This window comes from Saccharopolyspora indica (assembly GCF_027853965.1).
Taxonomy (GTDB): domain Bacteria; phylum Actinomycetota; class Actinomycetes; order Mycobacteriales; family Pseudonocardiaceae; genus Saccharopolyspora; species Saccharopolyspora indica.
In genome coordinates this window covers 200608-212929 of sequence record NZ_JAQGLB010000009.1, presented here as the reverse complement: position 1 = coordinate 212929, position 12322 = coordinate 200608, and the positions used below count along the sequence as shown (strand labels likewise).

General features: G+C 69.9%; 12 protein-coding genes. 5 read left to right on the top strand and 7 right to left on the bottom strand.

The window, feature by feature from the left end:
• Positions 1–9: 9 nt before the first annotated feature.
• The 3 genes from OU416_RS21145 to OU416_RS21135 all read right to left on the bottom strand — a co-directional run bounded on the left by OU416_RS21145 (position 10) and on the right by OU416_RS21135 (position 3149).
• Entirely contained in the window at positions 10–1347 is a 1338-nt protein-coding gene (locus OU416_RS21145; RefSeq protein ID WP_270928729.1) for a GntP family permease, read from the bottom strand.
• Positions 1348–1532: 185 nt separating this feature from the next.
• A complete protein-coding gene (locus OU416_RS21140) occupies positions 1533–2294 on the bottom strand; it encodes an SDR family NAD(P)-dependent oxidoreductase (protein ID WP_270928728.1) in 762 nt (253 codons plus the stop codon).
• A 30-nt stretch (positions 2295–2324) separates the two neighbouring features.
• Entirely contained in the window at positions 2325–3149 is an 825-nt protein-coding gene (locus tag OU416_RS21135; protein WP_270928727.1) for a sugar phosphate isomerase/epimerase family protein, read from the bottom strand.
• Positions 3150–3284: 135 nt separating this feature from the next.
• Between OU416_RS21135 and OU416_RS21130 the strand changes: the two genes are divergently transcribed.
• Together OU416_RS21130 and OU416_RS21125 are read left to right on the top strand one after the other, a co-directional pair.
• Positions 3285–3953 (top strand): GntR family transcriptional regulator, encoded by a 669-nt coding sequence (locus OU416_RS21130; RefSeq protein WP_270928726.1) that lies wholly within the window; start codon positions 3285–3287, stop codon positions 3951–3953.
• Positions 3954–4057: 104 nt separating this feature from the next.
• Positions 4058–5062, top strand: a complete 1005-nt coding sequence (locus OU416_RS21125; RefSeq protein WP_270928725.1) for a methyltransferase — start codon at positions 4058–4060, stop codon at positions 5060–5062.
• On the opposite strand, the gene OU416_RS21120 is transcribed toward OU416_RS21125, so the two are convergent.
• Complete coding sequence (locus OU416_RS21120; RefSeq protein WP_270928724.1) at positions 5037–5690, bottom strand: MOSC domain-containing protein; 654 nt, start codon at positions 5688–5690, stop codon at positions 5037–5039. The genes OU416_RS21125 and OU416_RS21120 overlap by 26 nt on opposite strands.
• Positions 5691–5873: 183 nt before the next feature.
• Between OU416_RS21120 and OU416_RS21115 the strand changes: the two genes are divergently transcribed.
• A complete protein-coding gene (locus OU416_RS21115; protein WP_270928723.1) occupies positions 5874–6494 on the top strand; it encodes a GNAT family N-acetyltransferase in 621 nt (206 codons plus the stop codon).
• Positions 6495–6504: 10 nt separating this feature from the next.
• Here OU416_RS21115 and OU416_RS21110 read toward each other — a convergent pair whose 3' ends face one another.
• Positions 6505–7065 carry a Uma2 family endonuclease gene (locus tag OU416_RS21110; RefSeq protein WP_270928722.1) on the bottom strand — a complete coding sequence of 187 codons (561 nt, stop codon included), beginning with the start codon at positions 7063–7065 and terminating at the stop codon, positions 6505–6507.
• A gap of 259 nt (positions 7066–7324) precedes the next feature.
• On the bottom strand, positions 7325–8638 hold the full coding sequence (aceA, locus tag OU416_RS21105; protein WP_270928721.1) for an isocitrate lyase: 1314 nt from the start codon (positions 8636–8638) through the stop codon (positions 7325–7327).
• A gap of 118 nt (positions 8639–8756) precedes the next feature.
• Between aceA and OU416_RS21100 the strand changes: the two genes are divergently transcribed.
• On the top strand, positions 8757–10223 hold the full coding sequence (locus tag OU416_RS21100; RefSeq protein WP_270928720.1) for an XRE family transcriptional regulator: 1467 nt from the start codon (positions 8757–8759) through the stop codon (positions 10221–10223).
• Between the two features lie 166 nt (positions 10224–10389).
• On the top strand, positions 10390–11457 hold the full coding sequence (locus OU416_RS21095) for a hypothetical protein (protein WP_270928719.1): 1068 nt from the start codon (positions 10390–10392) through the stop codon (positions 11455–11457).
• 208 nt (positions 11458–11665) lie between these two features.
• Here the strand turns inward: OU416_RS21095 and OU416_RS21090 are convergent, their stop codons facing one another.
• Positions 11666–12262, bottom strand: a complete 597-nt coding sequence (locus OU416_RS21090) for a TetR/AcrR family transcriptional regulator (protein ID WP_270928718.1) — start codon at positions 12260–12262, stop codon at positions 11666–11668.
• Positions 12263–12322: the final 60 nt, after the last annotated feature.

Sequence of the window (12322 nt, the reverse complement as noted above, 5' to 3'; positions counted from 1 at the left end):
CGACCCCGCTCAGACGACCACGCTCGCGCCGAGGACCAGCACCAGCGCGACGATCGACATGATCGACTGAGCGACGGTGTAGACCTGGAAGGCGCCGCGCGTGGACAGGCCGAGCAGGCCGCGGAACATCCAGAAGGTGTTGTCGTGCACGTGCCCGCCAAAGCTGGCACCGGCAGCGGCGGCGAGCACCACCAGCACCGGGTTCAGGCCCAGCGACCCGACCACCGGGAGCAGCAGGGTCGCGCTGGTGATGGCGGCCACCGATCCGGAGCCCTGCGCGAGCCGCAGCAGCGCTGCGACCACCCAGGCCAGGATCAGCGGGGAGAAGCTGCTGGCCTGGAACATCCCGGCCACGATGTCGCCGACGCCGTTGCGGCTGATGACCTCGCCCAGCGACCCGGCCACGCCGTTGAACAGCAGGATCGTGCCGCTGGTCGCCGCACCCCGGGCGAGCGCCTGCTCCACCGACTTCATCGACAGCGAGACGGCGCACACCACGCAGCCCAGCAGCAGCCCGATCAGCAGCGAGACCACCGGGTCGGACACCAGGTCGACCCAGCCGATCCGCACGCCCGCGATCTCGGTGACGGTGCCGGAGACGATCAGCAGCAGCGGCACGATCACCGGCACCAGCAGCACGATCAGCGGCAGGCGGCGCTTGGGCTCCTCCACCTCCTCGACCGCGAAGCCGACCGAGCTGTCCTCGACCGCCACCTCGTCCTTGGCCGGGTTCCAGGTGCGTCGCATCAGCACGCTGTGCAGGAAGATGCTGATGACGATCGCCAGGACGCCGACGACCCCGCCGACCAGCAGCATCGTGCCCAGCGACGCACCGAGCGCGCCGGAGACGGCCAGGGCCGCCGATCCCGGCAGGATCATCAGCAGCCCGACTTCCAGGCCGATGGCCAGCGCGCCGCCGACCGCCGCGACGCCGATCCCGGTGCGCTTGGCCACCGAGCGGGCGATCGGTGCCAGCATCACCAGCGCGACGTCGAAGTAGATCGCCGGGAAAACCACGCCGGAGGCCAGACCGAGCGCGTACGGCGATTTATTCCGGCCGAATGCCCGCAGGAACAGTTCCACAATTCTGTGCAGCGTTCCGGTGGCGGACAGCAATGATCCCAACAGCACGCCGAATCCGATGATCAGACCGACTTCGGCCATCAGGTCGCCGAATCCCTCGGCGACCGCCTCGGTGGTCTGCTCGATGCCGAGGCCGGTGGCCAGGCCCAGGTAGAGAGCCCCCAGGACCAGGACGATCACCGGGTTCAGCCGTGCCACCACGATCAGCGCGATAATTCCCACCAGCGCGATCGAGGTATGCAGAAGAATGATCGAATGGGACATTCCACTTGTCTTTCCGTGATCCTCATCGTTGAGGCCTGGCCGGGCAGGTGGCGCTGCTTCCTCGCCGACATCGGCACAGCTTCCCCGATGGATTTCGGGCGTGTTCGGGCGGGGCCGGAATCATCCGGCCCGGGATCTTTCGCGGAATTCCGGCAGCCGGTAGGGGCACGCCTACCGGGCCGCGGTCACTGGATGTGCGAGCCGCCGTTGATGTCGAAGGTGGCGCCGGTGATGTAGCCGACCTGCTCGCCGGCCAGGAAGGTGATGGTGGCTGCGACGTCGTCGGTGCGGCCGTTGCGGCCGACCGGGATGTCGGCGATCAGCGCCTGCTTGCGCTCACCGGTCAGCGCGCCGCCCGTGATGTCGGTGTCGATCAGGCCCGGTGCGACCGCGTTGACGACCACGCCGTGCTGGCCGACCTCGCGGGCCAGCGCACGGGTGAGCCCCAGCACCGCGGCCTTGGCCGCCGAGTAGTGCGAACCTCCGAACACCCCGCCGCCGCGCTCGGCGCTGACCGACGAGAGGTTCACGATCCGGCCGTAGCCGCGCTCGACCATGCCGGGCAGCACGCGGCGGGTGACCAGGTAGGTCCCGGTCACGTTGACCTTGAAGACGAGGTCCCACTCCTCCTGCTCGATGTCCAGGAACCGGGTGGGGCGGGTGATGCCGGCGTTGTTCACCAGCGCGCCGACCGCGGGCAGGTCGGAGGCCTCCAGCCGGCTGATGGCCCGGTCGACCGACTCGGCGTCGGTGACGTCCGCGGCCAGGCCCAGCGCCGGGCCGCCGTGGCGCTCGGCGACCACCGCGGCGGTGCTCTCGGCTGCGGCGCCGTCGATGTCCAGCACGGCGACGGCGAAACCGGCCGCGGCCAGGTGCAGCGCGGTTTCCCTGCCGATGCCGCGCTCGGAACCGGCTCCGGTGATCACGGCGGTGCGGGTGGCGGACATGGATCTCTCCTCGTTCTCCGGGGTTGCGGCTCAGGCGGCCAGGTGCGGGGTGATGAGGTCGACGGCCTGCGCGGCGACCGCCTCGCGGTCGGCTTCGGCCACGTCGTGGGTTTCCAGCTCGAGCACGTAGCGCCCGGAGTAGCCGTGCTCGCGGAGGGCGCGGATCACGCCGGCGAAGTCGGCCCGGCCGCGACCGAGGCTCAGGTTGATGTTGCCGGGCACGGCGTCGCGCAGGTGGACGTGCTCGATGCGGTCGGCGAAGTCGTGCGCGAAGGCGACCTCGTCGATCTCGCCCGCGACGATGTGGCTGACGTCGAAGACGAACCCCGCGGACTCGGCGGGCACCCGTTCCAGCAGCGCTTCGAGGCGTTCCCGGTCGTGGCAGAACCGGTAGTGGTGCAGGCCCTCCACCAGCAGCCGCACGCCTCTCGCCGACGCCAGATCCCCGAGCCTCCGCAGGCCGCGCCCCAACCGATCGAGATCGGTGCTCTCGTCGACGAACGGCTCCCGGGACTGGGCCCCGCAGGGCACGATGATCGCCGCGTCCAGGCGCGCGGCCAGCGCGATCAGCTCGCGGCCCGCGGCGTCGAGGGCGTCGTCGTCGAGCGCCGGGTCGTTCATCGCCCCGGCGTCCACGTTGATCGCCCAGGTGCGCAGGTCGTGCTGGTCGAGTTCGCGGACGACCTCGTCGGCACGGCCGCCGAGCGGATGCGGGATGTGGTCGCAGACGCCCGGCAGGCCGCCGAGGTCGATACCGGGCAGCCCGAGTCCGGCGATCGCCCGCAGCGCTTCCGACCGCGTTCGATGGCGGAACGTGATCGTTGAACAGCCGATCTCCGCGACTTGCCCCTTCAAGGTGACACCTCATCTCGCTCCTGGTTGGCGGACAGTTAACGCGGCCGCAATGCCGACTGTCAACAGTCGACCGTCGGTCGTCGTTCGTGAATGCACTAGAGTGAGGGCTCCGACGAAGCAGAAAGGCGTGACCCGGTGTCCCTCGACGTCCCAGCGCTGGCCGGAGTCGACCGGCAGACGCTCCGCGAGCAGAGCCTGCACAAGCTCCGCGAAGCCATCAGCAGCGGCCAGCTCGCGCCGGGCACTCGGCTGATCGAGACCGAACTCAGCGACGCCCTCTCGGTATCCCGGGGCACGCTGCGAGAAGCCCTGCGCCACCTGGTCCAGGAAGGCCTGGTGGTCGCCGATGAACGCGGTCGGCTGCTGGTCCGCGCGCTCAGCCCGGCCGAGATACGCGACATCTTCGCCGTCCGCGGCGCGCTGGAATCGCTGGCGGCGGAAACGCTGTGCGCGGCGCCGGATCGCTCTGGCGCCGTCGAGCAGCTCCGGACCGCCGTCGACCGGCTGCGCCTCCCCGATCAGCCCTTCTCAGATCTCGTCGAGGCCGACCTGGCGTTCCACCGGCGGCTCTGCGAGCTCACCGGCAACGAAACGCTGGTGCAGTCCTGGCAGCACCTGTCCGGGCTGACCCGGGCGACCATCGTGCGCTCCGGGACCGAACAGGCTCTGCGCAACATGGACTGGCAGCGGCACGCCCCGATCGTCGACGCGATCGAGGCCGGTGACGTCGACCGGGCGCGCGAGGTCATGCGCAGCCACATGCAGGAGAGCGCCGAGCGGATCATCGCGATCCTCGCCGACTGACCACCGGTGCCCACACCGGACCGCGGTGGCCGAGCGCCGGAGTCCACAAAGCACAGCCACGTCGCAGCGCGCTGATCGGCGGCCGCGGGCTTACCCTGCAACGCATGTCCTCCGAATCACCGGACATCTGGGCGATGGCCGACCTGGCCACGCCGTTCGCGGTTCGGACCGCGGCCACCCTGCGCGTGCCCGACGTGGTCAAGGACGGCCCGCTGCCGCTCGCCGAGATCGCACAGCGGTGCCGGGCCGTGGCCGACCCGCTGGGCCGGGTGCTGCGATTCCTGGTGCACCACGGCATGTTCACCGAACCGGAACCCGACGTCTTCGGCCCCAACGACGCCTCCAACGCGCTGCGCAGCGATCTGGTCGACGGGCCGCGCTCCTGGCTCGACCTCGACGGTGCGGTCGGCCGCGCCGATCTCGCGTTCGTCGAACTCATCGAGCAGGTGCGCGGGCACCACCCCGCGTACGCGGCCGCGTTCGGCAGGTCCTTCTGGGAGGACCTGGCGCACAACCCGCAGCTGTCGGAGTCCTTCGACACGTTGATGGAGACCAAGACCCACGGGATCGCGCCGCTGGTCACCACCGCGCACGACTGGACCCGCTACGCCCGGATCGCCGACGTCGGCGGCGGCAAGGGCGTGCTGCTCGCCGAAATCCTCCGCCGGCACCCGCAGCTGCGCGGCGTCCTGGTCGATCTGCCCGGCCCCGCCCACCACGCCACCACCTACCTGCGGGAACAGGAAGTCCTGGACCGAGCCGAGGTGGTGGCGGCGAGCTTCTTCGAACCACTGCCCGCCCGCGCCGACGCGGTGATCATCTGCGACGTCCTGGGCGACTGGGACGACGCGGACGCCGCCCAGATCCTGCGGCACTGCGGCCAGGCCCTGGAACCCGGCGGCCGGGTGCTGATCGTCGAACTGCTGCCCGACTCCGACCGGATGGCCACGTTCACCGAGATGGACTTGCGGATGATGGTCTACGTCGGCGGCCGGATGCGCGACCTCGACCGCACCCAGCAGGTCGCGGCCGCGGCCGGGCTGTCCGTCGAGGACTTCACCCCGCTGGACAACGGCTACGCCATCATCGAGTGCCGCTGCGCGCCCTAGCCACCTTGGCGGCGAGCGGCTCGCGCCACTCCTCCGGCAGGTCGGCCAGCCCGCGCGCGACGTGATCGACCAGCTCCGCGCCCCGGTTCATCGACACCGCGAACACCTCGGCCACCTGCACGCCGTGTTCCGGACGCGAGAGCACCTCGACGGTGTCGCCGGCGGTGATCTCGCCCGGTTGCTCCACCGCGAGGTAGGCACCGGTCCTGCCGTGCTCGGTGAACTGCTTCACCAGCGACCGGACGTCCCAGAACCCGGCGAAGACCCGGCACGGGGTGCGCGGCCCGGTCACCCGGAGCACCGCCCCGCCGATCCGCCACCGCTCACCGATCACCGCCGAGCTGCTGTCGACTCCGGCCAGCGTGAGGTTCTCCCCCGCGTTGCCCGGCACCAGCTCGCGCTCCAGCACCTGCGACCAGTGCGCGAGTTCCTCCCGGTCGAAGGCGTAGGCCGCCTGGTACCAGGCGCCGTGGTGCTTGCGGTCGCACACCGTGTCCCCGCGCACCCCGGTCGGCTCGAACAGAACCGGACGCTCCGCCGGCTGCTTGTCGATACCGCTGCGCCCGACGCGCCCGGTCCACTCCCCGGTCCGCACCACCGCGACGTTCACCGACTCGACGATCCCCATACCCAGAACCTACGTCGCGGCCCCTCGGCACCACCAACCGATACCCGCACGCGCCGGACACCTGCTCCGCGGTGCTCACGAGCCGGAACCGGCATCAGCGGGTGATCCGGCACTCTTTCAACGGCATTCCTCCTCCCTGTTCGGCATAACGGAATTGAGGCGCTGATCCGAAGGGCGACAACCATGCAGACCACCACGCGCGACGACCTCCTGCTCCGCACCGCCAGCGGTGAAGACACCGCGAGCCTCGTGGAGCTGCTCGGCACCGCTTACCTCGACGAGCCCCGCATGGCTGCGTTGCTGCCCGATCGGACGCACCGGGAATCCCGGCTGCGCAAGCTGTTTCCCCTCCTGCTCAACCACGACCACAGCACCGAGATCGCGGTGGCCGGTGGCCGACCGCAGGCCGCGGCGGTGTGGGAGCGACCCGGCGACCAGGTACCCGCGCTCGGCCGCCGCCTCGCCCACCTCCCCGCGCTGCTCTCCGTCTTCCGGTGGCACCTCCGGGACACCGCGCGGGCGATCCAGACCTTCAGCGCGACCGACAGCCACCGCCCGGACGAGCCGCACTGGCACCTGTTCGCCCTCGCGACCGCGCCGCAGGCGCGCGGCGGCGGAATCGCCCGCGCGCTGCTGGAATCCGGGCTCGCCCGCGCCGACGCCCACGACACGCCCGTGTACCTGGAAGCCACCGCGCACGCCGGGGTCGCCCACTTCGAGCGGCTCGGCTTCCGGGTGATCCACGAGTTCCCGATCGCCGGCGGTCTGACCGCGTACGGGATGTGGCGCCCGGCCCGGCCCTGACCCGATCGTGTCAGGGCCGCAGCCCGGCCACCAGGTCGGCGGGCGCGAACCGGACCGGGAATGGTCGCTCCGGCTCGAACAGCTCCTCGCCGACCACCCGCGCCACCCGCTGGTAGTCGCTGCCGCCGACCAGTTCCCACGCCGTCACCGACGGCACCTCCAGATCCGGGTCCACGAGCCAGAAGTGCTGACTCCCCAACCTGGCGTGGGCCGCCTTCCGCAGGCTGATGTCGTTCAGCCTGCTGCTCGGCGATGCGACCTCGACCGCCAGCACCGGCGCGGCCTGCAGGTTCTTCAACGTCAGCTCGGCGTAGCGCGCGACCACGAGGTCCGGCCGCAGCTCCGTGTAGAGGTCCTGCCGCACCGCGAACGGCGCGGCTAGGACCCGGTATTCGGGTGGACTCGCCCGGTGCAGGCGGACGAACAGCGCACCGAGCGCCTCCTGGTGCGGCCACCCGGCTGCCGCGCCCACCAGCAGCTCACCATCGACGAGCTCGTACCGGCGCCCGTCCTCCGGGAACGCCTCCAGGTCCTGGACCGTGAACCGACGGCCACCAAGATCGATCGACATCGCGTGCTCCCTCCACTCGTGCGGCCCCGGGTTTTCGAGGTCCCGCATATAAAGAGGAGCGAAGGTGCCGTACAGATACAGCCGACGCCGACGATCACCTGAACGGGGTCGAAAATCCGCACCACCAAAGAGAAGTGGGCGGGAACCCGACGCCTGGGTTCCCGCCCACTCGCACCATCGCGATATTTCCGACACCCCGCCACAGGGCCGCTGGTGCGTCTCGGGTGGCCGGCCGCGGGCCGACCACGGTTTCAACCGGTCAGTGGAACTGCGCGGCCTCGGTCGAACCGGCCAGCGCCGTGGTCGAGGAGTCCGGGCTCACCGCGGTGCTGATCAGGTCGAAGTAGCCGGTGCCCGCCTCGCGCTGGTGGCGGGTCGCGGTGTAGCCGTCGGCCTCGGCGGCGAACTCGCGCTCCTGCAGCTCCACGTAGGAGGTCATGCCGTCCGCCGCGTAGCCCTTGGCCAGGTCGTACATGCCGTAGTTCAGCGAGTGGAAGCCGGCCAGCGTGATGAACTGGAACTTGTAGCCCATGTGGCCCAGCTCCCGCTGGAACTTGGCGATCGTCGCGTCGTCCAGGTTCTTCTTCCAGTTGAACGACGGCGAGCAGTTGTAGGCCAGCATCTGGTCCGGGAACTTCGCCTTGACCGCCTCGGCGAACTTGCGCGCCACCTCCAGGTCCGGGGTGGAGGTCTCCATCCAGATCAGGTCCGAGTGCGGCGCGTAGGCCAGCGCGCGGGTGATGCACGGCTCGATGCCGTTGCGCACCTTGTAGAAGCCCTCCGGAGTGCGCTCACCGGTGGTGTACTGCTGGTCGCGCTCGTCGACGTCGCTGGTCAGCAGCGTCGCGGCCTGCGCGTCGGTGCGGGCGATGACCAGGCTGGGCACGCCGGCGACGTCCGCGGCCAGCCGCGCCGCGTTGAGCGTCTTGACGTGCTGGCTGGTGGGGATGAGCACCTTGCCGCCCAGGTGGCCGCACTTCTTCTCGGAGGCCAGCTGGTCCTCCCAGTGCACGCCCGCCGCACCAGCGGTGATCATGCCCTTCATCAGCTCGTAGGCGTTGAGCACGCCACCGAAGCCGGCCTCGGCGTCGGCGACGATCGGCGCCAGCCAGTGGATGTCCTCGCGCTCGCCGCCCGGCGTCTCCGGGTCCAGCGCCTCGGACCAGTTGATCTGGTCGGCGCGCTTGAGCGCGTTGTTGATCCGGCGGACCACCGAGGGGACCGAGTTCGCCGGGTAGAGGCTCTGGTCCGGGTAGGTCTCACCGGCCAGGTTGGCGTCCGCGGCGACCTGCCAGCCGGACAGGTAGATGGCCTGCAGACCGGCGCGGACCTGCTGGACCGCCTGGTTGCCGGTCAGCGCGCCGAGCGAGTTGACGTAGTCGGTCTCGTTCAGCAGCTTCCACAGCCGCTCAGCACCCTGCCGGGCGAGGGTGTGCTCCTCGCGCAGCGAGCCGCGGAGGCGGATCACGGTCTCGGCGGAGTGGGTGCGCTCGATGCCCTTCCACCGCGGGTTCGTGTCCCAGTCGCGCTGCAGCTCCTCAGCGGCCTGCTTCGCCTGCTCGCGGATGCTCATCTTGTTCCCCTTCCGGGCTCTCCTGCGGCCTGTTGGATCCCAGTTTTGCCCCCGGTCCAGCCAAACACGACCATATTTCCGCGATAATTTTTGAGATTTTTCTGCTAGCATCAACGCCATGACGGAGTTCGCCAGCGAAGAAGACCGCAATTTTTCGACGGAACACGACCTTCTGGTGTTCGGTCAGCGCCTGCGGCACTTGCGCCGCGCCGCCGGACTCACCCTCGTCGAGCTGGGTGAACGGGTCGGGCGCGCGCCGTCGCAGCTGTCGCTGCTGGAGAACGGCCACCGCGAGCCGAAGCTGTCGCTGCTGCGCGGGCTGGCCGATGCGCTGGGCACCTCCGTCGACGAACTGCTGTCCAAGAAGCCGCCGAACCGGCGCGCCGAGCTGGAGATCGCCGTGGAGAAGGCGCAGCTCGACCCGATCTACCAGCGACTCGGCGTGCCGCCGCTGAAGGTCGGCAAGCGCGTGCCCACCGAGGCGCTGGAGCACGTGCTCGCGCTCTACGAGGAGCTCAGGCGCCGGGAGACCAAGCAGGTCGCCACCCCGGAGGAAGCCCGCAAGGCCAACGCCGAGCTGCGCCAGATGATGCGCAAGCACGGCAACTACTTCCCGGAGATCGAGAAGGCGGCCGCGGGCATCCTGGACAAGGTCGGCTACCACGGCGGACCGCTGTCGGAGGGGCAGATCCAGGCGATCGCCACCCACCTCGGCTTCGGGCTGCGGTTCGTCACCGACCTGCCGCGCTCCGTCCGCTCGGTCACCGATCTGAAGAACCGCCGGATCTTCCTGCGCCGCGAATCGCTGGGCATGCACAGCCCCCGGACGATCCTGCTGCAGACGCTCGGCCACCTGACCCTCGGCCACAGCCAGCCCCGCGACTTCGCGGACTTCCTGCGGCAGCGCGTCGAGGCGAACTACTTCGCCGCCGCCGTCCTGGTGCCCGAGCAGACCGCGGTGCCGTTCCTGCAGGACGCGAAGGCCGAGCGCGACCTCGCGGTGGAGGACATGCGGGACGTCTTCTCGGTGTCCTACGAGATGGCGGCGCACCGCTTCACCAACCTGGCCACCCAGTACCTGGACCTGGTCTGCCACTTCGTGCGCAACGACGAGACCGGCATCATCTACAAGGCCTACGAGAACGACGGCCTGGTCTTCCCCAGCGACGCGACCGGCGCGATCGAGGGGCAGCGGATGTGCCGGTACTGGTCCGGCCGCCAGGTGTTCGCCTCCCAGGACCGCTACTCGACCTACTACCAGTACACCGACAAGCCGGGTGCGACCCACTGGTGCGTCGCGCACGTCGACCCGAGCCGCGGCCGCGACTTCGCGATCACCCTCGGCGTGCCCTACGCCGAGTCGCGCTGGTTCCGCGGGCGCGACACCAACAACCACTCCAAGTCCAAGTGCCCGAACGGCGAGTGCTGCCAGCGCCCGCCCGCGGACCTGGCCAGCCGCTGGGAGGGCATGGTGTGGCCCTCGGCGCGGGCGCACTCGCACGTGCTCGCCGCGCTCCCCGCGGACACCTTCCCCGGTGTGGACGAAGCCGACGTCTACGCCTTCGTGGAGGCCCACCAGAGCTGATCAGGACGCGGTTCGGCGATGACCTCGGCCATTCACCGAGCCCCGGCGCTGTCGCGACAGCGGCCCGGCCGCTGAAACGATCTTCGCGAAGCACCGCCGGAACAATGCCCGGACCTGCGAGAATCCCGCCATGCTCAACAAAGGTCCTCGGTCGTTCCGAGCTCTGGTGGACAGGCTGGTGGAGCTCGGTGCCGTGACCGACGCGCGAGCCGCAGCCGCGCTGGCAGAGCTCGACGCTCCGGCAGATCACGACGCGGAACGCAGCACGTCCGAACTGGTCCAGGTTCTCGGCGGTCTCGGCTTGGGCGTGCTGGTCCCGACCGACAAGGTCGACGATCCCGAGGACGAGTACGCGGAGCTCCTGCGAGCGGCGGCTGCCTGTTCCGGCGGTTCGGTGCTGATCGACGACATCGAGCTCGTTGAGGACGAGGACGGCGAAGAGAGCCTGCACTTCCGGCGCAACGGACGGTCGTTCTGGTGGGCGCTGGACCACGAGTCCACCGCGGGCTTGGACCTGACCACGGTCCTGGACTCCTTCGGCGACCTCGCGCCCGGGGAAAACGACCCCCGCGAGTTCTTCCCGGTGGCCGAGCAGGGCGACTTCGCAGGCATCTGGCACATCCTGGTCACGCCCGATCAAGCGCATGCGCTTCGCGAGGAGTTCGACCTCCCCGTGGACAGCTGGGGCAGGTCTGGCCCACTGGACGGTGAGCTCCCGGAAGCACCGGACACCCTCGCCTGGTACTTGGCCGACGATCTCCGGTACATGGACGAGGAGTCCCGGAGTTTCCTCGACCGGTGGCTGACCGGAATGGACACCGCGTTGGCGCGCTGGCGAGCTGAACACCTGCCCGCCGACTTCCCGTTCGACTTCTCCCTCGATTCGCTGTCCGCACTCGAGGACCTGATCCTGGACCGCTACGACAGCAGCGATGCCGTGAAGGCCGCTGCGGCGGACGGTTTCGTCGATGGCGCGGTCAGGTACCTGGGCGAAACCGCGATTCGCGCATGGCCCGCCCGCTGGAGCTACCAGCACTCGGACGTTCCCTCCCTCTACGCGAACGTCCCGCTGATCCGCTCCAACACCCCGCAGGGATTCGAGGAGGTCAACGCACCCCTCTGGGTCTTCCAGCTCCTCGCCGAAGAGCGCGAACCCGGCAGCACGGCCTTCAACATGGGCGTGGTGGAGGACGCCGCCGACCGCTACCGCAAGGCGCTCGAAGCACGCACCTGATCACAGCACCGTCGACCGCGAAGGACATCCGGCGGACATGCGGGGCATTTGCCACCAGACCTGCTTCGCAGAACAACGCGAACCTCGCACCTCGACACCGGGTTTGACGACACCGGTCCAACCTGCGCCGCGCGCGGCATGACCGGGGAGAACTGACCGCGGCCGAGCGTCCTCCTCGGCCCGTCATCCACTTCCCGCCGCAGGCCGTTCACCTGGCCGCACCCCGCAGGAATGCCTCAACCGCCCGCGAAAGCTGCTCCCGGCTGGCTTTACTGCCCGGCTCGGGCGCATCCAGTGATCGGCTGCCGATCACCCGGTCGAAGACCAATCCCTCGCACAGGCTGACCAGATCAGCGCCAGCTGCGGCCGGATCGGGCGCCTGCAGGGACTCCATCAGGCCCACCGCCAGCTGTTCGGAGAAGGCCGCCCGCGCCAACGGCTCGTGCAGTTCGGCCGTCGCAGTCACTTCCGCGACCAGCGCATACCTCGCGATGGTGTCGTTGCGCCGCTCCCCCAGCATGCGGTCCAGGTGCACCGCGATCCGGTCGGCCGCAGCACGAACGTCCGGGGATGGCGCGAAGTCCGAACCGGCGAAGGCGTCGAAGTCCTCCCGCGCCCGCACCGACAGCCGCTTCACCGCAGCTTCCAGCAGCGCCCGACGAGTGCGCACGTAGTACGACGTCGAGCCGCGCGGCAGCCCCAACCTCGTGTCGACGGCCAGGTGCGTCAGCGCCCGAGCGCCCTGCTCCGCGACGAGTTCGATCGCGGCGTCGGCGATGCGTGTGCGGCGGTCTTGCTCACACATGACTCGACCTCCCCCATCCCACCGATACTCTACATCGATAGAGGCTCTATGAACGTAGAG